The organism is Ensifer sp. GW101-20A05, assembly GCF_059424735.1.
Map to the genome: position 1 here is coordinate 749,514 of NZ_JBWKZT010000002.1, position 24,605 is coordinate 774,118.

General features: G+C 63.2%; 18 protein-coding genes and 1 pseudogene. 10 read left to right on the plus strand and 9 right to left on the minus strand.

All coding sequences use genetic code 11. From position 1 onward, the window contains the following. Positions 1-115 precede the first annotated feature (115 nt). The 3 genes and pseudogenes from AC070A_RS08545 to AC070A_RS08555 all read left to right on the plus strand — a co-directional run bounded on the left by AC070A_RS08545 (position 116) and on the right by AC070A_RS08555 (position 2,838). Complete coding sequence (locus AC070A_RS08545; protein WP_192495529.1) at positions 116-931, plus strand: SDR family NAD(P)-dependent oxidoreductase; 816 nt, start codon at positions 116-118, stop codon at positions 929-931. A gap of 7 nt (positions 932-938) precedes the next feature. Then, positions 939-1,826, plus strand: a complete 888-nt coding sequence (locus AC070A_RS08550; RefSeq protein ID WP_162733615.1) for a LysR family transcriptional regulator — start codon at positions 939-941, stop codon at positions 1,824-1,826. A gap of 152 nt (positions 1,827-1,978) precedes the next feature. Continuing rightward, positions 1,979-2,838 (plus strand): annotated as a pseudogene (locus AC070A_RS08555) (alpha/beta fold hydrolase). A gap of 64 nt (positions 2,839-2,902) precedes the next feature. Here the strand turns inward: AC070A_RS08555 and AC070A_RS08560 are convergent. The 7 genes from AC070A_RS08560 to AC070A_RS08590 form a co-directional block, all read right to left on the minus strand. Beyond that, positions 2,903-3,970: an ABC transporter ATP-binding protein gene (locus tag AC070A_RS08560; protein WP_113478644.1), complete on the minus strand. Its 1,068-nt coding sequence runs from the start codon at positions 3,968-3,970 to the stop codon at positions 2,903-2,905. After that, positions 3,967-6,231, minus strand: coding sequence for a glycoside hydrolase family 2 protein (locus AC070A_RS08565; protein ID WP_192495531.1), 2,265 nt, complete (start codon positions 6,229-6,231; stop codon positions 3,967-3,969). Before AC070A_RS08565 ends, AC070A_RS08560 begins: the two co-directional genes overlap by 4 nt. Before the next feature lie 8 nt (positions 6,232-6,239). Then, positions 6,240-7,061 carry a carbohydrate ABC transporter permease gene (locus AC070A_RS08570; protein WP_113132604.1) on the minus strand — a complete coding sequence of 274 codons (822 nt, stop codon included), beginning with the start codon at positions 7,059-7,061 and terminating at the stop codon, positions 6,240-6,242. After that, the gene (locus AC070A_RS08575) at positions 7,058-7,957 is read right to left on the minus strand and encodes a carbohydrate ABC transporter permease (RefSeq protein WP_113132623.1); all 900 of its coding nucleotides are present in this window, start codon (positions 7,955-7,957) and stop codon (positions 7,058-7,060) included. The genes AC070A_RS08570 and AC070A_RS08575 overlap by 4 nt, the downstream gene beginning before the upstream one ends. Before the next feature lie 182 nt (positions 7,958-8,139). Continuing rightward, entirely contained in the window at positions 8,140-9,408 is a 1,269-nt protein-coding gene (locus AC070A_RS08580; protein WP_113132605.1) for an ABC transporter substrate-binding protein, read from the minus strand. 126 nt (positions 9,409-9,534) lie between these two features. Then, positions 9,535-10,563 (minus strand): LacI family DNA-binding transcriptional regulator, encoded by a 1,029-nt coding sequence (locus tag AC070A_RS08585; RefSeq protein WP_192495532.1) that lies wholly within the window; start codon positions 10,561-10,563, stop codon positions 9,535-9,537. Between the two features lie 136 nt (positions 10,564-10,699). Next, positions 10,700-11,587, minus strand: coding sequence for a LysR family transcriptional regulator (locus tag AC070A_RS08590; RefSeq protein WP_162733616.1), 888 nt, complete (start codon positions 11,585-11,587; stop codon positions 10,700-10,702). A gap of 91 nt (positions 11,588-11,678) precedes the next feature. Here AC070A_RS08590 and AC070A_RS08595 point away from each other — a divergent pair, with 91 nt between their 5' ends. The 7 genes from AC070A_RS08595 (at position 11,679) to AC070A_RS08625 (ending at position 19,808) form a co-directional block, all read left to right on the plus strand. After that, positions 11,679-12,578 (plus strand): EamA family transporter, encoded by a 900-nt coding sequence (locus tag AC070A_RS08595; RefSeq protein WP_113132608.1) that lies wholly within the window; start codon positions 11,679-11,681, stop codon positions 12,576-12,578. 222 nt (positions 12,579-12,800) lie between these two features. Beyond that, positions 12,801-13,763 carry a galactofuranose ABC transporter, galactofuranose-binding protein YtfQ gene (gene ytfQ, locus AC070A_RS08600; RefSeq protein WP_113132624.1) on the plus strand — a complete coding sequence of 321 codons (963 nt, stop codon included), beginning with the start codon at positions 12,801-12,803 and terminating at the stop codon, positions 13,761-13,763. 134 nt (positions 13,764-13,897) lie between these two features. After that, positions 13,898-15,412 carry a galactofuranose ABC transporter, ATP-binding protein YtfR gene (ytfR, locus tag AC070A_RS08605; RefSeq protein ID WP_492383827.1) on the plus strand — a complete coding sequence of 505 codons (1,515 nt, stop codon included), beginning with the start codon at positions 13,898-13,900 and terminating at the stop codon, positions 15,410-15,412. Further along, positions 15,409-16,434: an ABC transporter permease gene (locus tag AC070A_RS08610; RefSeq protein WP_492383828.1), complete on the plus strand. Its 1,026-nt coding sequence runs from the start codon at positions 15,409-15,411 to the stop codon at positions 16,432-16,434. Before ytfR ends, AC070A_RS08610 begins: the two co-directional genes overlap by 4 nt. After that, positions 16,431-17,399, plus strand: coding sequence for a galactofuranose ABC transporter, permease protein YjfF (gene yjfF / locus AC070A_RS08615; RefSeq protein ID WP_492383829.1), 969 nt, complete (start codon positions 16,431-16,433; stop codon positions 17,397-17,399). Before AC070A_RS08610 ends, yjfF begins: the two co-directional genes overlap by 4 nt. A gap of 18 nt (positions 17,400-17,417) precedes the next feature. Beyond that, a complete protein-coding gene (locus AC070A_RS08620) occupies positions 17,418-18,146 on the plus strand; it encodes a FadR/GntR family transcriptional regulator (protein ID WP_492383830.1) in 729 nt (242 codons plus the stop codon). Between the two features lie 144 nt (positions 18,147-18,290). After that, entirely contained in the window at positions 18,291-19,808 is a 1,518-nt protein-coding gene (locus tag AC070A_RS08625; RefSeq protein WP_492383831.1) for an FAD-dependent monooxygenase, read from the plus strand. Positions 19,809-19,960: 152 nt separating this feature from the next. Here the strand turns inward: AC070A_RS08625 and AC070A_RS08630 are convergent, their stop codons facing one another. Then, positions 19,961-23,170, minus strand: a complete 3,210-nt coding sequence (locus AC070A_RS08630) for an efflux RND transporter permease subunit (RefSeq protein WP_492383832.1) — start codon at positions 23,168-23,170, stop codon at positions 19,961-19,963. A gap of 3 nt (positions 23,171-23,173) precedes the next feature. Continuing rightward, positions 23,174-24,286, minus strand: a complete 1,113-nt coding sequence (locus AC070A_RS08635; RefSeq protein ID WP_110879862.1) for an efflux RND transporter periplasmic adaptor subunit — start codon at positions 24,284-24,286, stop codon at positions 23,174-23,176. Between the last annotated feature and the right edge of the window lie 319 nt (positions 24,287-24,605).

Below are 24,605 nucleotides of genomic sequence, written 5' to 3' on the forward strand. Positions count from 1 at the left end.
TTCGCAGCGAAAGTCGATCGTCTGTTCCCGTATGGGAGGCATACGCGCCTGCACGAGGCAGCCGTCGTCGTCCGGCGCTAGAAACGGTGCGACAACGTCAGATGGAGTCGGGTTGATGAACACAAACAATCTGGGATTTGCAGGCAAAGTCGCCTTAGTCGCGGGCGCCAGCAAGGGTATCGGCGCGGCCACCGCCCGCGCCTTTGCGCAGGCCGGCGCATCCGTTGTCCTTCTTTCCCGCTCGCAGCCGGCGGTCGAGGCGTTGGCGGTTTCCATCCGCCAGGCGGGCGGCGACGCACTGGCGATCGCGGCCGATGTCGGCGACAAGAGTGCCATGAAGCAGGCGCTTGCAAGCGTGATGCAGCACTATGGCCGGCTCGACGCCGCCTTCAACAATGCGACGGATGGAACCATGCCGGCCCCGCTTGCCGATCTCGACATCGACGGGTTCGATCGCGGCATCCGCACCAACATTCGCGGCACCTTTCTCGGCATGCGTTACCAGATCGAGGCGATGGCGAGGGCTGGTGGCGGTGCGATCGTCAACATGGCGTCGGTTGCCGGCATCAACGGCACCTCCGGGCTTGCCGGCTATGTCAGTGCGAAGGCCGGGATCATCGGGCTGACCAAGGCCGCGGCGCTGGACTATGCCGACCAGGGCATCCGGATCAATGTCGTTGCGCCCGGGCCGATCCTCACCCACCATCTCGAGGCCGCCGGCGCGGAAATCCAGCGGCACGCAGCACTTTCGACGCCGATGCGCCGGCTTGGCCGGATGGAGGAGGTGGCCGCAAGTGTCCTCTGGCTCTGTTCCGATGCGGCGAGTTACATCACCGGCGTAGTGCTGCCGATCGACGGGGGCATGACGGCGGGCACGAAAGTGCCTATGAATTACCGTCGAGGCGAGCCGCCTCGGCCGGCTGAACCCTGAGGTGCTTGTGGACTGGGAAGAACTCCATCTTGTTCAGCACTTGGTCCGCCACGGCTCGCTGAGTGCAGCGGCCCGTGCGATGGGCACCACGCAACCGACGCTCAGCCGTCGCCTCGAGGCGTTCGAGCAGAAGACGCAGCAGAAGCTGTTCGAGCGGCAAACAAGCGGCCTTGTGCCGACTGCGGCGTGCCTGTCCATTCTGTCGGCGCTCGAGCAGATGGAGGCGAATGCGCTTGCGGTCGAGCGACGCCTGGCGGCGCAGGACGATGCGCTGGCGGGTACCATCACCGTCACCAGCCTCGACTGGCTCGGAGATTATCTGCTGGCGCCGATCCTGACGAGATTTGCCGCTGCCCATCCCGGCGTCACCATTCACCTGTTGAACGACGCCCGGCGCTTCAATCTGTCCCGGCGGGACGCCGATATCGCCTTCCGCTTCGGCAGCTTCGATCAGAGCGACATCGTCGAGCGCAAGGTTGCCGATATCCGCTATGGCCTGTTTGCGATGCAGGCCTACCTCGATCGCTTCGGCCATCCAAACGCCACCGGTGACGGTCACGCCATTGTCGAACTGGCCGAGGTACCGGTGCGGGTGTCACTCTCGACTTGGCTGAAGGACCTCTTGCCGGATGCGAGGGTAATGTTGCGCGCGAACTCGATCCGCTCGCAACTGAGTGCTGTCGAAACCGGCGCGGCGCTCGCGACGCTTCCGCATTTCCTTGCGGCCGGCCGGGACGGCCTTGTATCTGTGGACCTCGGCGTTGCCGCACCAGTCCTGTCGTTGAAGCTCGGCGTGCACCAGGAGACGCGCAATCTCCCGCGGGTGCGAAAACTCATAGACTTCGCCGTCTCGCAGTTCGCGGGCCTGCGGCCGAAACTCAATCCGTCGAGCTGAACGCCGGTCGCGACGACTGCTGCGCGAGACCCTTTCGGCGCGCCGCAATGCAGGCCGAAATTTTCTTGATTGTCGACGTCGGGATGGGAAAGCGCCGCGCGTCTTAAGCTCGACGGCGGTTTTGGACCGCGCTGACAACAAGGAGAATATGCATGTTCCGCACCGCTTTCATTGCTGGCGCTCTGCTGATCTCCGGCACCACATTTGCCGACGCCGAGCCGGTGGGCAATCGCGTCGATGTCAACGGCATGAAGATGTATTACGAGGTCTTGGGCGAGGGCGAACCGCTGGTCGTGCTGCACGGCGCCTACATGAACATTCCGTCGATGGGCGCGATCATCCCGAAGCTTGCCGAGACCCATAAGGTCTACGCCGTCGAACTGCAGGGCCATGGCCGCACCAATGATATCGACCGGCCGATCACTTATCCGAACCTCGCCGATGACGTCGCTGCCTTCATGGATGCGGTTGATCTCAAGAAGGCTGACGTCCTTGGTTACTCCATGCGGCCGCCGGTCTGCAACTGGCGATCCGCCACCCGGAAAAGGTGAACAAGCTCGCTGCCGCATCCGTCGCCTATGACGCTGACGGCTGGCAGCCGGAGTTCAAGGCGGTCATCCCGCAGATGACCGTCGAGATGATTGTCGGCCTGCCGTTTGCCGAGGACTATCGCAAGCTTGCCGCGAACCCTGACGGCTTTCCGGAGCTGGCGAAGAAGCTCATTCAGCTCGAAAAGGAGCCGATGGCCTGGGAGGCTGACGTCAAGACGCTGAAGGCACCGGTCCTGATCATTGCCGGCGATGCGGACGTGGCGACGCTCGAACACAATGTCGCGCTCTTCCGTCTGCTTGGCGGCGGAGCGATGGGCGACATGGGCAAGCCCCTGGCTGTCTCGCGGCTCGCCATCCTGCCGGCGACGTCGCACACCGCAGTCATCAACCAGACGGACCTGCTCTACGCCTTCATCGAACCCTTCCTGAATGGCGAGACGCCGAAGGGCATGTTCCAGTAAGATTCGACTGGCGCCATCTCCAGAGAGATGGCGCCAGCGCGACAACACGCGCGAGCCGCCTAGACTAACGCAGACGCCTTCCGTCTGCGTCGAACACCAAAACGGCGGCCGGATCGAAGCGCGCCGCAATGCTGTCGCCGGATTTGAGGCCGCGGCCGTTCTTGGTCTCGATGATGATCAATTCGCCGTCGCCATGGCGGGCATAGGCGAAGGTCTCGCCGCCGAGGTGTTCCAGCATGTCGATCGTCAGATCGAGGCTTGCCGAGCCGCTGTCGCCGAAATGTTCGGGCCGGATGCCGATGGTCACGGAGCTCCCCGGCGTAGCCTCCTTGATGGCCACTGGAATAGTCGCGTTGCCGAAGTCGGGCAGACGTACCTGCGTTCCGCCAGCGTCGACGATCCCCTTCAAGAAGTTCATTTTCGGTGAGCCGATGAAACCGGCGACGAAGAGATTGGCCGGATCGTCGTAAAGGTCGAGCGGCGAGCCGACCTGTTCGACCACGCCACCGCGCATGACGACGATCTTGTCGGCAAGCGTCATCGCCTCGACCTGGTCATGGGTGACATAGACGATTGTGGTCGCGAGCTTCTTGTGCAGCCGGGCGATCTCGATGCGCATGTGCACGCGTAGTTCCGCATCGAGGTTGGACAGCGGCTCGTCGAAGAGAAAGATTTTCGGATGCCGTACGATCGCCCGGCCGATCGCAACACGCTGGCGCTGGCCGCCGGAAAGCTGTTTTGGCTTACGGTCGAGCAGCGGGCCGAGCTCGAGAATGTTCGCAGCCTCGCCGACCCGTTGTTCGATCTCGGCCTTCGGCACGCCGGCAAAGCGCAGGGCGAAGCCCATGTTCTCCCGCACAGTCATATGCGGATAGAGCGCATAGGACTGGAACACCATGGCGATGCCGCGTTTCGACGGATCGACATCGTTCATCCGCTCGCCGTCGATCGTGAGATCACCGGATGTGATCTCCTCGAGACCGGCGATCATCCGAAGCAGGGTCGACTTGCCGCAGCCGGATGGTCCAACGAAGACGACGAACTCACCGGTTTTGATGTCGAGGTCGACCCCCTTGATGACCTCGAAGTTGCCATAGGACTTTCTGACGTCGCTGAGTTGGAGTTCGCTCATGCAGCCGCTGCCTCGCTTGCCACTGCCGAAAGTTCCAGTCTTACGGATCCAAGCCGTGTCGAGGTTACCGCGACGGCGATGCCGCCGGCAGCACCCGTCGTCTCCAGCCAGAAGCCCGTCGAACCACCCTGGAAGACCAGGCGCTCGGGCCCAAGCAGTCGGGCAGGGCCGGTCACGGTGACGTCGACCGCATCGTTGAGGAACGGCAGGACGTTGCCGGCCTGGTCGAGCGCGCGCACGATCACGCGAACACTGTCACGCCCTTCGGCCCGTAGTGTGGTGTTGTCTGCCACGACCTCGAGCGTCGTCGGCACCGGGTCGGCGACCATGCGCAGGCTGGCGACGGCCTTGCCGTCGATGAAGCCAGTGAAGGCGGCGTCTTCCCATTTCATGCCCCAGACGCCGAGTTCGTCCTTGGTGAAGTGGCGGTGGTCGATGACCACAGGCGGATGCGGCAGATGCGGGAAGTTCTCGCGGTCCGGACCGACGCGCTTCACCAGCGAGCCGTATTTCAGCTCGACCTCGTCGCAATTGGTGAGCACGATCAAAGGCAGCACGCCGCCGATATTGCGCTCACCGCGCGCCCAGAAAGTGACCGGCTTCATCACCACGTCCTCCGACGGCTCGCATTGGCTGGCGTAGACATAGGCTGCAAACTTCGGCTGGCGGAACATGTCCATGACGCCGTGATAGCAGATCCGGTCGCCGGAGCCGAAATCCTTGTGGGTGTTGTAGTCGAACATGCACCAGCCGACCGCGCCGGAAATATTCGGGTCGCCATAGGCCGCGTTCAGCACTTCCAGATGCCGGCGCACATGCTCGGCCTGCCGCTGCTCCTGGTCGTAGATCTTCGTCGGATACATGTGACCGCCGAATTCGGTGATCATGTAGGGCACCTTGCGATTGAGCCCGGTGCACTCCTGTTGCGGCCGCAGCGCCGTGCGCGGGCGGTTTGCGCCCGGCAGTTCCTCGTTGCCGAGGATGAAGTCGTTCATGGTGTAGACGTCTTCGAGAAACTCGCTGTCGGTGATGTAGCGCACGCCGCCGGTCTGGCGGGTCGAGTCGAGCTCGTGCGCCAGGCGGTTGGTTTCGACGTAGAAGTCGTGGGAATCCTGCGACTCGTTGATGCGCACGCCCCAGATGATGATCGACGGGTGGTTCCAGTCGCGCTCGATCATGCGCCGGACGTTTTGGATCGCCTCCTGCTTCCAGGCCTCACCGCCGATATGCTGCCAGCCGGGGATTTCCTCGAAGACGAGCAGGCCGATGCGGTCGCAATGGTCGAGAAACCATTTGGATTGCGGATAGTGCGAGGTGCGGACAAGGTTGCAATGTAGCGTGTTCTTCAGGATCTCGGCATCGCGCTCCTGGGCCGACCGGCCCATGGCATAGCCGACATAGGGGAAGGCCTGGTGGCGGTTGAGACCACGGATATTCAGCGGCCGGCCGTTGAGCTTGAAACCTTCCGTGGTGAACTCTGCTGTACGGAAGCCAAAGCGCGACGAGAGCCGGTCGCTGCCGCGATCGCTGCGCAGTTGCACCTCCGCCTCGTAGAGGACGGGACTGTCGATATCCCAGAGCGAAAGCCCCTTGAGACCGGTAATCTCCAATGTGACGCTCTCACCGCGGGTCTCGCCGATGGCTTCCGCCAGCACCTTGCCGTTCGTGTCCTTGAGCAGTGCCGTGACAGTTCCGGCGAACGTCAAGCTTTGCGGATTGGCGAGATCGCAACGGACCGTGACGGACTTGGCGTCGCTGAGGACATCGCGGGTCTCGATCTTGATGTTGGCGATCGAAACCGCGTCGGTGACCTTCAGCCAGACGTCGCGATAGATGCCGGCATAGGTCAGATAATCGATGCGGCCGCCGAAGGGTGGGATCTCCGGGTTTTCGCTGCCGTCGATCTTGACAGTGATCAGGTTATCGCCCTCCCGCAGCCTGTCGGTCAGGCGCGCTTCGAAGGGCGTATAGCCGTCCTTGTGGGCAACGATCTCTTCGCCGTTGAGATAGACGACGGCATCGGCCATCGCAGCGTCGAAGACGAGCGAGACCTCGCGGCCATGGAACTCCCGACGCCAGGCGAGCGGCTTTTGATAGGTGAAAGCGCGCTGATAGGAGGCCTCGTCGAAGTAATTGAACGGCAGTTCCACCGCATTGTGCGGCAGGCTCACGGGCCTGCCCGCCTGCAGGCGGCCGGCTTCAGTGGCGGCGAAGCCTTCGGAGAAGACCCAGGAATCGTTGAAAGAGGTAACAGAACGCATCATCATTCCTATTTGACTGAGCCCAGCATTCCCTGGACGAATTGGCGTTGCATGAAGAAAAAGACCGCGAGGGTGGGAAGCGTTGCGAGAATGGTGCCGACCATGACGACGCCGTAATCGGGGTAGTAGGCGGAGGCGAGCGAGGAGACGACGAGTGTGATTGTCTTCGTCTCGTTCGACTGCAGCACGATCAGCGGCCAGAGATAGTTGTTCCACGCCGTCATGAAGACGATGATGAAGGCCGCCGCGTAGGTCGAACGCATCACCGGCACGTAGATGTAGAGAAAAATCTGCCATTCCTTCAGCCCGTCGACCTTGGCTGCGTCGCGCAGCTCCGAAGGGAACGCCTTGGTGCACTGGCGGAAGTAGAAGACGATGAAGGCCGAGCCGATTGACGGCAAGACGACGGCGAGGTGGGTGTTGATGAGCCCCGCCTTGCCCATCATGATGAAGAGCGGAATCATCAGCGCCGCAAAGGGGATCATCATCGTCAGGAGCATGGCGCTGTAGATCCGGTCGCGGTGGCGCGAGCGGAACATCTCGAAGCCGTAGCCGGCCAGCGACGAGACGGCGAGCGTCAGCGCCGTCGCCAGAATGGCGATCTTGGCGGAATTCCAGAAGACCAGCGGCGCATTCACCTGGGTGAAGAAGGCGCTGATATTGGTGGCGAGCGCGCTGCCGGGCAGCATCTTGCCCTTGATGATGTCGATCGACGAATTGGTGGCGCCGAGCAGCATCCAGATGAAGGGGAAGATCGAGAGAAAGGCCATCAGCCCGACGAAGCCGTAGGTGACGATGGCGGTTGCGATGCGTGCGGATCCGTTGTTCATCGGTCGCGCTCCCGTGCCGCGAAGAACTGAAGGCAGGCGAGCAAAGCGACGAGCACGACGATCACGTAGGAGACCGTCGCCGCGTAGCCGAAGTTCGGCATGAAGCGGAAGGTCAGGTTGTAGATGTAGAGCGACAGGGTCAGCGTCGCGTTGGAAGGGCCACCCTTGCCCTCGGTCAGATTGTAGACCTCGTCGAAGAGCTGGATCGTGCCGATCGTCGAGATGATCGTGGTGAACAGGATGACGGGTTTCAGCAACGGGATGGTGATGTGGGTGAAGCGGGCCCAGGCGGGCACCCCGTCGATACGGGCCACCTCATAGATCGACTTGTCGATGTTCTGCATCGCCGCCAGGTAGAAGATCATGTTGTAGCCGGTCCAGCGCCAGGTGATGGCGATGATGACGAGCACCTTCGCCCAGAAGGGATGCGTCAGCCACGGGATCGGCGAGGCGATGATGCCGATCGCCTCAAGCGTCGAGTTGACGATGCCGTCGAGCGCGAACATGCCTTTGAACAGCACCGAATAGGCGACGAGCGAGGTGACGCAGGGCAGGAAGATGGCGGTGCGGAAGAAGCCGCGGCCGACGAGCCTCGGATTGTTGAGCAATGACGCCAGGATTAGCGCCAGCAAGATCATGATCGGCACCTGCACGACGAAATAGGTCAGCGTGTTGGTGAGCGCCTTGATGAAGACCGGGTCGTTCCAGAGACGGACGATGTTGGCGAAGCCGGCGAATTTCAGCATCATGCCGCGGCCGGACTGGAACGACATCCAGAGCGACCACACGATCGGATAGATCATGAAAAGGGCGATCAGCCCGAGCGCCGGCGCAACGAAGAGCCAGCCATTGGCGTTGTAGTATCGGCCGATGCCGCCGCGGCGCGCGAGAGCCATCATCATCCCCATGGATAGCTGGAGCCGTTGGCCGCGGCGCAATCGCCACGGCCTACAGCGCCGCGCGTCTTCAAGACGCGCCAAGAACGCTGTAACACTTTGAATTGCTGCATAATTTTTCCCTCAAATCGACTTCGACTTGAGGAATTATGCAGTTGTGGTGCAGACAATCGCCGTAGCGATTACTGGACCTGTGCGCTGACCTCGGAGTCGATCGCCTTCAGGACGTCGTCGACGGGTGTTCCCTGCTGCAGCGCCGGCAATTGCGCGGTGACGGCGGTATCCGCCTCGTTGGTGAAGATGCCGTAGTTGACCGAGGGGACCTTCGCGAGCCAGTCGGAAAAGTTCTGCCAGACCTTTTCACCGCCGAAGAAGGCATCGGCCTCGCCATAGGCGGCTCCGCCGCGGGCGGCGAGAAGCGAACCGACGGCGCCGCGGTCTTGCAGGATCGTCTGGTAGAAATCGACGTCCTTGGCGTAGACCGCGTTCAGGAAGTCGACCGCCTCGGCTTTCTCCGCCGAACTTTCGAGCACGTACCAGCTCGATCCGCCGAGGTTCGAGGCGTGCGTCGCGCCGTCGATCGAAAGGGCCGGGATCGGTGCTACGCCCCACTTGCCCGCTTGGTCCGGCTGCGCCTTGACGGTACCGGTGATCCAGACGCCGGTGATGACGGTGGCGACGTCACCGGACGTAAAGGTTCCGACCCAATCGGCCCAGCCGGCCGCCGGTTTGTAGATGTTGGAAGACATGATCTTGCCGACCGTCTCCAGCGCTCCCTTCAGCGCGGCGTTGCCGGTGATGTTCGCCTTGCCTTCCTTGTCGAAGTACCATTGCCCGGCCGATTGCATGATGATGCGCACGAGGCCGGCGTCGGTCGGGTCGAGACCCATCATCTTCTTGCCGGTCTTGGCTTCGACCTGCTGGCCGATCTCGATGAAGCGGTCCCAGGTGATGCCCTGCATGTCCTCGGGCTTGAAGCCGGCCTGCTCCAGATAGTCCTTGCGATAATAGAGGCCGGTTACGCCGGAATCGAAGGGCATGCCGTAGACCTGGCCATCCAGCGTCATCAGCTCGACCTTATAGGGAGCGAAGCCGGAATAATCGACCGTGCCGGAGAGTGGCGCGAAGGCGCCGGGGAAGGACTGCAGATACTTCTGCGCGCCGTAATCCTCGATCAGCACGATATCGGGCAGGGCATCCGCCGTGCCGGACGAAAGGCCGGTCTGCAGCTTCTGCTCGACGTCGGCCTTGGCGAAATCGACGATGTTGAAGGTGACGTCAGGATGCGTCTTGGTATAACGCGCGCCAGCCTCCTTCATGATCGCAACGTTGAAGTTGGGATCCCAGCACCAGACGGTGATTTCCTTGGCTTGCGCCGCAGTCACCGCCAAGAGGCTGGCGCCGGCAAGCGCGATGGCGCTCAAGCGCGGCAGATAGATACGCATGTCCATTGTTTTCCTCCCTTGAATTTCGTTCCCCGAGACGTTCCTCCGAGTCTCGGCGCGGAGTATTTCGCAAAATTCTGAAGAAGGCAATATTTCAGTAAATTTTTACCACCGTGTTTTTTACCGGTTGTTTTACCGGCCAGCAACGGAGCCCGTCGTGGCCGTGCTGCCGCGCCAGACCATCTCTGTTCCGAGGATCACCTTCTTCGCCACGTCGCGTCCGGTCAGCCGCTCGACCAATAGGTCGACGGCCGTCTCGCCGATCACTTCGGCCGGGATCTTGACCGTCGAAAGCGGCGGGCCGAGAAACTGCGCGACCGGGATGTCGTTGAAGCTTGCCACGGCGACATCGTCAGGGATTCGAAGCCCCATCTCGTGAATGGCGCGGTAGGCGCCGATCGCCATGTTGTCGTTGCAGGTGACCAGGATCTTGGGCGGATTGGGTTTCGACAGCATCGCCTTGGCGAGCGTATAGCCGCTGTCCGGCGTCAGCTTCTCGACCATGCAGAGTTCCGGATCGTAGAGGCCGGCTTTCGTCATCCAGTGGATGAAGGCGCGGCAGCGGCGCTCCGAATGGATGTCGTCCTTGTCGCGGAAGGCGTCGATCCAGCCGAGAAAGCCGATTCGGCGGTAACCCATGCCGTATATGCCTTGAAGCAGGCGGTTCATGGCCACGGACACGTCGCTCATCACGCTGTCGTCGACATCGTCGTCGGGGGCGAAATCGGCAAAGACCAGGTGGCGGCTGTGCCGCCGCAGCCAGTGGACCTCTTCGCCGTAGTGGTGGCCGACGGCAACGACGCCGTTGGCGCCCTGCAGGATCGCCGCCTCCGGCAGGTTGCCGTTGTGGAAGACCTTGACCACCTCGATCTTCAGCGCCTGGCAGCGGTTTTCGATGCCGAGCCGGACGCCGACATAATAGGGATCGATCAGTTCCTGGGCGGGCTGGAGGAAATGCACCAGCGCGAATTTCAGGCCCTGCATCGGTCCCGCGCCGCGCCCGCGGTTGCGGGGCGTCGCATAGTTCAGGGCCTCGGCCGTTTCGATGATCGCCTGCCGCTTCTTGGTGGAGATCGAAAGCGTTGGATCGTAATTCAGCACCCGTGAGACGGTCGCCGAAGAGACCCCGACAGCCGAAGCGATTTCCTTGATTGTTACCATGTCCAACGTCCTGCCCGCCGCCACAACCCAGGCTTCGGGCGCGGCGCAATCTTTATTTAGTAAAATTTTGCTTGGGTTTTTTCAATCTCTGGGCGTCGTATTTCGTTCGTCGAACGTGACGCAACCGCGGTTGAGATCACGCAGCGCGGCCGGTTGCCAATGCCTGCGCCTGAAGCTCTTCGGAAAGGAACGCCCACAGTGCTGAGACCGGGCGGGATGACAGGCCCTGGTCATCGGCCGCGAAAAGCCCGAGTTCGATCACCGGGGCGGGCGGCAAGCCCTCTTCGGTCCCGAGGACCCGCATCGTGTTGGCGCGAATATTGAGATCCAGCAGAACGGCGATGCCGAGCCCCGCCTCGATCATCGACTGGATCGAGGAGAGGCTGGCGCTCGTCAGCACCGTGCGCCAAGGCCGATCCCCGCCCTTCAGCGCCTCGATCATCTTCTCGCGCCAGGTGCAGACCCCGTCGAAGGTGACGAGCGGCAAAGGCCCTTCCTCCGGGAGCACGAAACCGCGCGCCGCGACCCAGCGCAGCGGCAGCCGCCAGGTGAGGATCGGCTCACCACGGATCAGGGCCGGATCGCCGATCGCGACATCGAGCTGACCCTGCGACAGCTTCTCCGACAACACGGTGCTTTCGGTGACCGTCAGTTCGAGCCCCACGTTCGGATGACATTCGGCGAAGCGCTGCAGTGCCCTTGGCAGCGAGCCGACGGCGATGTCCTCGATCATGCCGAAGCGGATCGGGCCCTGGAGCGCCTGCCCGGCGAGCGCTCGCCGGGCACCTTCGCTCAGCCCGAGCATCTTCTGGGCATAGGGAAACAGCACATGCCCGGCTTCGGTCAGGTCCATGCCCCTGGTGCTGCGGTTCAAAAGCCTGGCGCCGACATCGTCCTCCAGCCGGCGCAACTGCATGCTGACGGCGGCTTGAGTCCGTGCCAGCCGCTGGGCAGCGCCGCTGACGCTGCCGCATTCGGCGATCACGACGAAGGCGCGCAGCAGGACGGTGTCGAGGTCATGCATATAACGATCCCTTATGAAGACATCACAACTATTAGCGTTCCTTATTGTGCCGGGATTGCTATGTCTGTTCAAGCCCAACGGGAGAACGGACATGACGGAAACGGAGACGACTGCGGATCGCGGGTGGAGCGGGCAGGGTACGACGGACGATTCCACAGGGCGTGTCTCTGTCGCGATCGTCTTTTGCCTGCTCTCCATGTCGAGTGTGCAGTTCGGCGCTGCACTTTCCAAGCCGGCGATGGAAAGCGTCGGGGCTTTTGGCGCGACCTGGCTGCGGCTCTCCTGGGCGGCGGCATTCCTGCTGCTCCTCGTCCGCCCACCCTTCCTCAGCTACACCCGGGCGCAGTGGCTTTCGGCGCTCTCGCTCGGCGCCACGATGGCCGTGATGACGCTCTGTTTCTTTGCGGCCATCGCGCGCATCCCGCTCGGGCTTGCGGTGGCGATCGAGTTTCTCGGTCCGTTGACGGTCGCTGCGATTTTCGGCGGCCGTGGCTGGCGCCTGCTTTGCCCCATTATTGCCGCTGCCGGCGTACTCTGCCTCTCCTGGGACGGTACCGCCTGGGTGGCGGATACGCGCGGGCTGCTTTTCGCCTTCGGCGCGGCGATCGGCTGGGGCGGTTATATCGTGCTGATGAAACAGGCCGGCCAGCGCTTCAGGGGATTGGAGGGACTTGCTGTTTCGCTGCTGTTTGCAGCAGTCTTCGCGATGCCGTTCGGGCTGCACCAGGTTCAATCCGGTTTCTCCTTCGACATGCTGCTGATGACGGCCGGGCTCGCCGTTCTGGTGCCGTTGCTCCCCTACGCGCTCGAGTTCATGGCGCTCCGTCGCATGCAACCGTCGGCCTTCGGCATCCTGATGAGCCTTGAGCCGGCGATCGGCGCCGGCGCCGGCTTCATCGTTCTTGGGCAGGCGCTCTCCCTCAACCAGATCTTCGGCGTGGTTCTCGTGATGACCGCCAGCGCCGCCGGCACATTGCTGGCGAGGGCCTAGCGCCTAGCGCCTAGCGGAAGGCGCCTGTTCTCGCCCGCCAAACCTCTGAACGTTCCGACGCTCCCGCGTCGGGGTCGGCCGGCCCGCGTTCAGCCGTCTGCGACCTCCGACGGATTTCATCGACGTCTAGCGCGTTAGGTGAAAAGTGCCCGTTTACAAAAGTAATATTATATGATTTTTTCTCGATGGCTGCTTGGAGGCAGCTTTCTTTGGGAGGAAATCATGAAAATCGCCAAGGCACTTGCGAGTGCAACGATCCTTGCTGCCTGCACGTTCGGTAGCGCTTCCGCGGCCGATCTGGTCGTCGGCTTTTCGCAGATCGGCTCGGAGTCCGGCTGGCGCGCCGCCGAGACGACGCTGACCAAACAGCAGGCCGAACAGCGCGGCATCGACCTCAAATTCGCTGATGCGCAGCAGAAACAGGAAAACCAGATCAAGGCGATCCGCTCCTTCATCGCGCAGGGCGTGAACGCCATCCTCGTCGCCCCGGTCGTCGCTACCGGCTGGGACGAGGTGCTGCAGGAAGCCAAAGACGCGGAAATTCCGGTCATCCTGCTCGACCGCACCGTCGACGCCTCGAAGGACCTCTACCTGACGGCCGTGACGTCCGATCTCGTGCATGAGGGCAACGTCGCCGGCAAGTGGCTCGTCGACGCCACGGCAGGCAAGCCCTGCAACGTCGTCGAGCTTCAAGGCACAACCGGCTCCTCGCCGGCAATCGACCGCAAGAAGGGCTTTGAGCAGGCGCTTTCCGGCCACGATAACCTGAAAATCGTCCGCAGCCAGACCGGCGACTTCACCCGCACCAAGGGCAAGGAAGTCATGGAAAGCTTCCTCAAGGCGGAGGATGGCGGCAAGAACATCTGCGCGCTCTACGCCCACAACGACGACATGGCGGTCGGCGCCATCCAGGCCATCAAGGAAGCCGGCCTGAAGCCGGGCAAGGATATCCTTGTCGTCTCGATCGATGCCGTTCCGGATATCTTCCAGGCGATGGCGGCCGGCGAAGCCAATGCCACGGTCGAGCTGACGCCGAACATGGCCGGCCCCGCCTTCGATGCGCTTGCCGCGTACCAGAAGGATGGCACGGCACCGCCGAAGTGGATCCAGACGGAATCGAAACTCTACACTCAGGCCGACGAGCCGCTGAAGGTCTACGAGGAAAAGAAAAGCCTCGGCTACTGATGTCGGCCGTGGCCCGCGCTGCTTCTCGCGCGGGCCACGCTCTTTTCCAAGTTTCCGGCTGAAGAGCGCTGCTTGTCGCAGACAGGCGCCGTGCTTCTCGTCCGACAGATACCAGCATCGCGGAGACGGTACCGATGCAGACCAATGACCACATTCTCCAGGCGATCCGGATCGAAAAGACCTTCCCGGGAACGAAGGCCCTCGACAAGGTCGATTTTCACCTGCGGCGCGGAGAAGTTCATGCGCTGCTTGGCGAAAACGGCGCCGGCAAGTCTACTCTTATCAAATGCCTGACCGGCGCCTACCGCCGCGACGGCGGCGCCATCCTGCTCAATGACGCGGAGGTCGATCCGCGCGACACTTTCGAGGCCCAGACGCTCGGTATCGGCACGGTCTACCAGGAGGTCAACCTGCTGGCGAACCTGACGGTTGCCGAAAATCTCTTCCTCGGGCGCCAGCCCCGGCGCTTCGGCATGGTCGACGTCAGCGCCATGAACCGGCGTGCGCAGGCGCTGCTCGCCGACTATGAACTCGACATCGACGTCACCCGCGATCTTGCAAGCTATTCGGTCGCGATCCAGCAGGTCGTCGCCATCGCCCGCGCGGTCGATCTCTCAGGCAAGGTGTTGATTCTCGACGAGCCGACGGCAAGCCTCGACGCGCACGAGGTGGCGATGCTGTTTCGCATTGTCCGGCGCCTCAAGGCGCGTGGGCTCGGCATCATCTTCGTCACCCACTTCCTTGAACAGGTCTACGAGGTTTCAGACCGGATAACGGTGCTCAGGAACGGGCAACTCGTCGGAACCCGTGAAACTGCCAATCTTGATCGGCGCGAACTGATCGCGATGATGATCGGCCGTGAACTGGCGGCGGAAATCCACGCGCCGCGCGCGCAGGCCCAGGAAGGACCGTTGCGCTACCGATTTCGCAATTACGGTCGCAAGGGCCGCGTCCGTCCCTTCGACCTCGATGTCCGCGCCGGTGAAGTCGTCGGCATGGCGGGCCTGCTCGGCTCCGGGCGGACGGAAACGGCGGAGCTCCTCTTCGGCGCCCATCGCGCCGATAGCGGCGAGGCCGAGATCGATGGCCGCGCGGCCGACCTTGCGTCGCCGCGCGCCGCTATCCGCCATCGCTTCGGCTTCTGCCCGGAAGATCGCAAGACATCAGGTATCATCGGCGATCTCTCGGTACGCGAGAACATCGTGCTCGCGCTGCAGGCGCGCCGTGGCTGGACGCGGCCGATCGCCCGGGCGGAACAGAACCGGCTGGCGGACCACTACATCCGCGCGCTCGATATCCGCACGGCCGATCGCGAAAAGCCAATCAAGCTCTTGTCCGGCGGCAACCAGCAGAAGGCGATCCTGGCGCGCTGGCTCGCGACCGAGCCCGAATTCCTGATTCTCGACGAACCGACGCGCGGTATCGACGTCGGCGCCCATGCGGAGATCGTCAAGCTCATCGAGGCGCTGCGCGAGAAAGGCCTGTCTTTGATCGTCGTCTCCTCGGAGATCGAGGAACTGGTCGCCTACAGCACCCGGGTCATCGTGCTTCGGGACCGCGCCCATGTCGCAGAACTCGACGGCAACCGGATCACTGCCGATCAGATCGTCGAGGCGATTGCCGCAACCAATGAAAGGAGGACGTCGTGACGTCGTTCCTCAGGCTCTATTTCAACCGGTTGCTGCCGCAACTGATCGCGCTTGGCATCATCATCGTCGCGGTATCGCTGGTGTTTCCCGGTTTCCTCAACCTGCAGATCCAGAACGGCCGCCTCTATGGCAGCCTCATCGACATCCTCAACCGCGGCGCGCCGGTCGTACTTTTGGCGATCGGTATGACGGTTGTCATCGCTACCAAGGGCATCGACCTCTCGGTCGGCGCAGTCATGGCGATCTGCGGTGCCACCGCCGCCGCGGCGATCACCTCGGGCCACTCGCTCGCCGCAACTCTGTTGATCACGCTTGCCGTCGGTATCCTTTGCGGTCTGTGGAACGGGGTGCTGGTGGCGGTGCTCGACATCCAGCCGATCATCGCGACACTGGTCCTGATGGTCGCCGGGCGCGGTATTGCCCAGCTCATCACCGAGGGCGCGATCCTGACCTTCAATGATCCCGGCCTCGCCTTCATCGGCAGCGGTTCCTTCGCGGGCCTGCCGATGCCGGTCGTGATCTGGCTGGTCTTCGGCGTGCTGATCGCCATGCTCGTCCGACGGACGGCGCTCGGCATGCTGATCGAAGCGATCGGCGTCAATCGTCAGGCGAGTACGCTGTCCGGCGTGCTAACGCCCGTGCTGCTGATCGCCGCCTATGTTCTTTCCGGCCTTTGTGCCGCCATCGCCGGCATCATTGCCGCCGCCGATATTCGTGGCGCTGATGCTAACAACGCCGGGCTCTGGCTGGAGCTCGATGCCATCCTCGCGGTCGTGGTCGGCGGCACATCCCTGCTCGGCGGCCGCTTCAGCATTGCCGCATCGGTGCTCGGTGCGATCATCATCCAGGCGATCAACACCGGCATTCTTCTTTCCGGCTTCCCGCCGGAGTTCAACCTGATCATCAAGGCCGCGATCATCGTCTTCATCCTGGTGCTTCAGTCGCCGCGGTTCCGCACCGCCTTTTCCTTCTTGGTGCCGGCGTGTGGCGCGCGCAAACCGAGCGAGCGAGCTGCAAAATGAAGCCTAAATATCTTCCGCTGATCACTACGCTCGTGATCTTTCTTCTCGGCTATGCGCTTTGCGTCGCGCAGTATCCGAACATCCTCTCCACGCGGGTGCTTGGAAACCTTTTGACCGACAATGCCTTCCTCGGCATCGCGGCCGTCGGGATGACCTTCGTCATCCTCTCGGGCGGCATTGATCTCTCCATCGGTTCGGTCATCGCGTTCACCGGCGTTTTCCTGGCCGTCGTGCTGGAACACACGAGCGTCCACCCGCTCATCGCTTTCGCCATGGTTCTAACGATCGCGACGCTTTTCGGCGCGGCGATGGGCGCGATCATCCACTATCTGGAGATGCCAGCCTTCATCGTCACGCTTGCGGGCATGTTTCTCGCGCGCGGTCTGGCCTTTGTGTTGTCAATCGATTCCATTCCGATCAAGCATCCATTCTACGCGACGTTGAAGAGCCTGTACTTCAAGCTGCCGGGCGGCGGACGCATCACGCTGATCGGCGGGCTGATGCTGCTCGTCTTTGCGATTGGCATTCTCTTGGCGCATCGAACCCGCTTCGGCACCAATATCTACGCGCTCGGCGGCGGCGCGGCGACGGCGCGGCTGATGGGCGTGCCGGTCGCAGCGACGACCGTGCGGATCTACGCGCTTTCGGGGTTGCTGGCGGGGTTGTCCGGCATCGTCTTTTCGCTCTACACGTCCGCCGGCTACTCCCTTGCGGCCGTCGGCGTCGAACTGGACGCGATTACTGCGGTCGTCATCGGCGGGACGCTTCTGACCGGCGGTTCCGGTTTCGTTGCGGGTACATTTGTCGGCATCCTCATCCAAGGCCTGATCCAGACCTACATCACTTTCGACGGATCGCTGTCGAGCTGGTGGACGAAGATCCTGATCGGCCTTCTGCTGTTTGCTTTCATCCTCTTGCAGAAGGGCATCATCTACGTCTCGCGTCATCGCCGACAGCCGGCGTGATCTGGCAAGGACCGGGCGATGTGGCCATTCTTCCAGCCGCCGCGTAAAAGGACGAGCCACCGGCTCGTCGTCGAAGAGCTCGGCCAGGCGGTTGTCGCAGGGGAATTCGCCGTCGGCGCCATCCTGCCCGGAGACGTGGAGCTTGCGGCACGATTCAACGTCTCCCGCACGGTTCTGCGGGAAGCAATGAAGACGCTCGCCGCCAAGGGGCTCGTCGTCGCGCGCGCCCGCATCGGCACACGCGTGATGCCGCGGGCGAACTGGAATCTCTTCGACGGCGACGTGCTTTCCTGGCATTTCCGGGCCGGTGTCGATGAGGAGTTCCTGCGCCATGTCACCGAGGTCCGTCTCGCTCTGGAGCCCTACGCGGCTGGGCTGGCTGCGCGCCGCGCCACGGACACCGATATCTCCCATATGATGCGGCTGGCGGTTGCCATGGGTGACGCCGACCATAGCGCGCAGACGCTGGCGCGTGCCGATCTCGAATTCCACCTCCGCCTGCTCGAAGCTTCGCTCAATCCGTTCATGCAGACCGTTGGCAGCCTGATCGAGGCGGCGCTGATCGGCGTTTTCCGGTTGAGCAACTCGGCGGCTGATGGCGCCGAGATCGATCGTGTCGCCGTCGCGCATATCCGCATCGTCGAGGAAATCCGCCTGCGCAACGAGGAAGGTGCACGAAGCGCGATGGAGCATGTGATACGCGTTGGGCAGCAACAGCTGATCGCAAATTTGAGGGCGCGCGGCTGATCCGGAGGTGAGCGCCGGACGCTCCGCAGACGAGTTGCCACAAAGCACTTTCAGCGCAGCTTGGCTTTGTCCGTCGCGTGGGCGTAGGGTCGGCGAAGATGCCGGCGCAACTTTTGCCGCCGGCGAAGGCGAGCGGAGAGCAGGGTGACGGAACAGGATGTTCTGATCGTCGGCGCGGGACCGACAGGGCTGGTGCTTGCTCTCTGGCTGACCGCCCAGGGGGTGAAGGTCCGCATCGTCGACAAGAATACCGGTCCAGGCCCGACGTCGCGGGCGATGGTGGTGCATGCGCGCACGCTCGAACTCTACCGCCAGCTCGATCTGGCGACAGCGGTGATCGCGGCCGGACACAGCAACCCGTCGGTCAATCTTTGGGCGAAGGGCAGGATCAGGGCGCATATCCCCTTTGGCCCCACCGGTGGGGAGCTGACGCCCTACCCTTTTGTCCTGGTCTATCCGCAGGATCATCATGAGCGCTTGCTGACCGAGCGATTGGAAACCATGGGCGTCACCGTCGAGCGGCAGACCGAGCTGGTCGACTTCGAAGACGCGGGCGGCGCGGTCCGCGCGCGCCTTCGGCTGCCTGACGGCAGCGAGGAGGTCAGCGCTGCGCGATACCTCGCTGGCTGCGATGGCGCCCGTTCAGCGGTGCGGCACAAGCTCGCTATCGGGTTTGAGGGCGGCACCTATAACCAGACTTTCTACGTGGCCGACGTCGAGGCGAGCGGCCCCACCGCCAACGGCGAGGCGCACATATCGCTCGAAAGCGGCGACTTCGTTGCGCTTCTCGCCTATGCCAAGGGGCGAGGACGCCTTATTGGCCTGGTCCGTGACGAGCGCGAGGACGCGCACAAGCTCACCTTCGAAGATGTCAGCCACCGGGCGATCGAGGGCCTGCGGCTCACCATCGACAAGGTCAACTGGTTCTCGACCTATCGCGTCCATCATCGTGTGGCTGACCGTTTTCGGGAGGGGCGTGCCTTCCTGCTGGGGGACGCGGCGCATGTGCACAGCCCTGTCGGCGGCCAGGGCATGAACACCGGGATCGGCGATGCGATCAATCTTGCGTGGAAGCTCGCGGCGGTGCTGAGGGGACGAGCGCCCGATGGTCTTCTCGAGAGCTATGAGCGCGAACGCGCCGGCTTCGCGCACCAGCTCGTGGAGACCACCGATCGCCTGTTCACCTTCGTGACGGCAGAGGGCCGCTTCGCGGACTTTTGGCGGGTCGAGATCGCGCCGGTTCTGGCAGGTGTCGCCTACCGCATCGGCGGCATCAGGGCATTTCTGTTCCGGATCCTCTCGCAAACCCAGCTGAACTATCGTGGCGGACCTTTAAGCCACGGCAAGGCCGGCAGGGTGGACGGCGGAGACCGGCTTCCCTGGGTCTTGGTCAAAGGTCTCGACAACTACGCGCCCCTTGCCGCCATCACCTGGCAAGTTCATGTCTATAGTGCGGCGTCCGGCGCACTGAAGCAATGGTGCGCGGCGCGCGGCGTGCCGCTCCACGTATTTCCCTGGACCGAGGAGCACGCGGCCGCGGGCCTGGCCATCGATGCGGCCTATCTCTTGCGCCCCGATACCTACGTGGCGGTTGCCGCTTTGGAGCAGGCGCCCGATGTGTTCGACGCCAATCTGGCGGACATGGGGATCACCCCCTCCTGACGCGCGCCGTCGCAACAGGGGCCCGGCAGCCCCGGAGGCAGTTCCTGTCGGGATTGTGGGGCAGGCGGATCCAACGCCGATTGGCGGAAAGGGTCGAATGGAAACGGGGCCGAACCGGCCCCGTTGTCGATGTTGCCGTCGGGCCGCCAAGCCTATCCATGGCTGGTTGGTGTCTGGGCGCCGCTCTCCGTCGCGCCACTTTCTGCCGACGCGCCGTGCGCTCCGACCGGGTGCATGGAAATGCCGGCAAGCTTGTGGCCGCGCTCGCGCAGCCACTGGAAGGCAACGTAGAGCGCCGGGATGACGAAGATGCCGACGAGTGCCGCGGCAAGCATGCCGCCGGCAACGCCGGTGCCGACCGCGCGACGGCTGAGTTCACCAGCGCCCTTGGCGACCACCAGCGGCACCAGGCCGACGATGAAGGCGAAGCTCGTCATCATCACGGCGCGGAAGCGGGCGCGCGCCCCTTCGATCGCCGCATCGACGATCGAAGCGCCGGCTTCACGGTGGGCCTTGGCGAACTCGACGATCAGGATCGCGTTCTTCGAGGCGAGCGCGATCAAAACGACGAGGCCGATCTGGGCGTAGATGTCGAAGGAAAGCCCGGCGACGAGCACCGACAGCAGCGCACCTGATACGCCGAAGACGACCGACAGCAGCACCGGCACCGGGATCGTCCAGCTTTCATAGAGTGCCACGAGGAAGAGGTAGGCGAAGAGCACGGCCATCGCCAGGATGGCGGTAGTCTTGCCGGCCGCTTCCAGTTCCTGCAGCGCCGTTCCAGTCCATTCGTAGCTGTATCCAGGCGGCAATGTCGAAGCCGAGAGCGCCTCCATCGCGGCGAGCGCCTCACCGGACGAATGTCCCGCGGACGGCTGGCCGTTCAGCGTGATCGAGCGATAGTTGTTGTAGCGTACGATCGACTGCGGGCCGACGATATAGTCGACCTTGGCGACCGAAGCGACCGGCACCATGTCGCCGTTTGCGTTGCGCACGTGCAGACGCTGAATGTCGTCGACGGCGTTTCGGTCCGCCTGAGAAGCCTGCATCGTCACCTTCCAGGTGCGGCCGAAGAGGTTGAAGTCGTTGACGTAGTAGCTGCCGAGCGTGCCCTGCAGCGTGGTGAAGAGGTCGCTGACCGAGACGCCGAGCGATTGCAGACGGTCGCGGTCGATATCGAGATAGAGCTGCGGCGAGCTCGCCGAATAGGTGGTAAAGGTTGGCCCGAGCGCCGGATTCTGGTTCGCGGCGATGATCAGGCCGCCCGCCGTGGCCGAAAGATCGGCGACCGAACGACCCTGCAGATCGAGCAGCTGGTATTCGAAGCCCGAACCGGTGCCGAGGCCCATGATCGGCGGCAGGTTGAAGGCGAAGATCTGTGCGCCGCGGATCGCCTGCCCCTTGGCCATGGTCGTGCGGATTGCCGCTTCGACGCCGGCCGCATCACTTAGGCGCTCTGCGAAGGGCTTCATGGTGACGATCGCGAAGGCCGAGTTGGACTTCGACAGGCCATCGAGGAAGGAGTAGCCGGTGACGGTGATCACATTGGCGACCCCCTCGATGTCGCCAAGCATCGTCTCCACCTGTTTCACTACCGCGTCGGTACGGTTGTAGGAGGCGCCTTCCGGCAGGCGGATTTCGGTAAAGAAGGCGCCCTGGTCTTCCGCCGGCAGGAAGCCGGTCGGCACGACACGGAAGAGGTAGCCGGTGGCGACGAAGGCGACGGCCAGCAACGCAAGGCCGATGATCGCGCGGCGGGCGATGTGGCCGGCGACAAAGGCATAACCGTCGCGCCCCTTGTCGATGGTGCGCGAAATGTAGCCGAGAATGCCGCGCTTCGGCCCATGATGCGGCTTCAGAAGCACGGCGCAGAGCGCCGGGCTGAGCGTCAGCGCGTTGATCGCCGAGATCACCATCGACACCGAGACGGCGACGGCGAACTGCTGGAACAGCTGGCCGCTCAAGCCCGGGATGAAGGCGACGGGGACGAAAACCGACAGCAGCACGAGGGTGATGGCGACGATGGCGCCGGTGATTTCGCCCATGGCGCGCCGCGCGGCTTCCGCGGCCGAGAGACCGGGATTTTCCTCCATCACCCGCTCGACGTTTTCGACGACCACGATGGCGTCGTCGACGACGATACCGATCGCCAGAACCAATGCCAGCAACGACACGGTGTTGAGCGAAAAGCCCATGGCGAGCAGCACCGCGAAAGTGCCGATCAGGGCGACCGGAACGGCGACGAGCGGGATCAGCGTTGCCCGCCAGTTCCCGAGGAACAGGAAGACGATGATAATGACGAGGACGAAGGCCTCGAACAACGTTTCCTCGACATTGTCGACGCTGGCTTCGACGAACTGCGCCGTATCATAGGAGACCGAATAGGTGAGGCCGGGCGGGAAGGATTTCGACAAGCGTTCCATCGCCTCCTGCACGCCTTTGGCGGCGGCAAGCGCGTTGGCGCCCGGCGCCTGATAGGTGCCGATCATGGCGACAGGCTTACCATTGATCCGGGCGTTGGAATCCGAACTGGCGGCGCCGAGCTCGACACGCGCAACGTCGCGGATGCGCACATAGGAGCCGTCGGGCCTTGCACGCAGCACCACGTCTTCGAACTGCTTGGGATCGGTGAGGCGCCCTTGCGTTTGAAGATTGAGCTGGAACAGCGGATCGTCGGTCATCGGCTGGGCGCCGATGCGGCCAATCGCTGCCTGAACGTTCTGCGCCTTCAACGCGTTGATCACGTCGGTTGGCGTCAGGTCCAGGCTCGTCATGCGGTCGATGTCGAGGACGACGCGCATCGAATAGTCCTGGGCTCCGAAGAGCTGAGCATCGCCGACGCCGGGCACGCGCTTGACCGTGTCGAGCACGTTGATCGTGGCGTAGTTGGACAGGAACAGGGAATCGAAGTTCTGCTTCTCGTCTGCAGCAAAGATGGTGATCACCTGCATCAGCGCCGACGACTTCTTGCGCACGCTGACGCCGCTCTGCTTGACCTCGGACGGTAGACCGGCCTCGGCCAGCGACACGCGGTTCTGCACGTTGACGGTGGCGATGTCAGGGTCGGTCCCGACGGCGAAGGTGACGGTCAATGTATAGGAGCCGTCGGCGCCGCTCGTCGATTTCATGTAGAGCATGTCGTCGACGCCGACGACCTTGCTCTCGATCGGCTGGGCAACGGTGGTTTCCACCACGTCGGCGCCGGCGCCTGGATAGCTTGCCGTGACGCTGACCTGCGGCGGCACGATGTCGGGGAACTGCGCGATCGGCAGACGGGTGAGCGCCAGAAGGCCCGCCAGCGTCAGCACGATGGAAATGACCGTGGCGAAGCGCGGGCGATCGATGAAGATCTCTGAAATCATCGCTTAGCCACCTGCTGCCGTGGCGGCATCGACGGTGATGCCCGGCCGGACCTTGCCCGCCCCCTCGGTGATGACGTTCTCGCCTTCTTTCAGGCCCTTGCTGATGACCGCCTGGCCGCGGGTGTTGCGCGCTACATCGACGCGGCGGAGCTCCACCTTGGAGCTGGCGTCGACCACCAGCACGAAGGCCCCCTGCTGATCGCGCTGGATCGCCTGCTGCGGCACGGCCAGAACATCCTGTTTGTCCGACTGCTCGAGCACGACGCGCACCAGGGCGCCGTCGAGCAGTATGCTGTCCGGATTGGGGAATTCGGCCCGCACGGTCACCGTGTCGGTGCCTTGCGAGACGTTGCTGGCGATGAAGTTGATCGTGCCCTTCTGCTTGTATTCCGTGCCGTTCGGAAGCCCAAGCCCGACATTGGCGCCGCCGCTGATCTCGCCCTTCAGCACGCGCTCGCGATAGGTGAGGTAGAGCGCGGTCGCTACCGGAAACTGAACATAGATGGGATCAAGCCGGGTCAGCGTGACCAGCGACCCGCTGTCCGGACCGACGAGTGCGCCGACATCGGCGGCGGTCAGGCCGACGATGCCGTCGAAGGGGGCCACGATCTTCGTGTAGGAAAGGTTGAGGTCGGCATTGTCCTTGCTGCCCTTGAGCCGCACGAGATCGCCGTCTGCCTTGCGGACCGCGGCATTAGCCTCGTCCACCTTGGCCTGGGAGACGGTCTTGGTGGTGAGGAGCTGGTCGGCGCGATCGCGCTCAAGGACAGCCAGATCCTTGGAGGCTTCCGCCGCTTCGATCTGTCCCTGGATTTCCTGGACGGCGGCGCGATAGGCGCCGTCTTCGACCTGGTAGAGCACCGTGCCAGCGGTGACCTTCTGTCCCTCGGTGAAGTTGACGGCTTCGAGGAAGCCCGGCACGCGGGCGCGAATATCGACCTTCTGAATGGCGGTGACCTTGCCGGTCAGGTCGACGCTTTCGCGCAGGTCCATGATTGCTGCCGGCGCCACGACAACGGCCGGAGCCTGCTGGGCAAGAGCCGTCTGCGCCGTCAGACCAATTGCGACCAGAAGCGTTGATGTGATTGAAGCTGCACGGATTCTCGTATGACGCATGCAACGTTCCCCCTGAACGAAACAGCTTGAGATGACTTCAGCGCGCCTGGGCAGGCGCCCTCGTTGCGTTGAAAGCAGAACACGTTCTCTGCCTCAAGTCACGCAACTAATGGTTGATAAGGCGTCGACCACATAAATGGGATGGGTTTGCCGGAGCTGGACGGCACGAAGGAGAACTTGTCACAAAAGCAATGGTTTGCACCCCTTGTCCGGTCCGAGGTGGAAGTGCTTGCTGGCGCGAGGTTCAGGATGGTTCGGTTGAACCCGTCACCCGAGGGCGACCGTTTAACGTGTGTTGCGCCGTGGCGGCCGCAGGGCC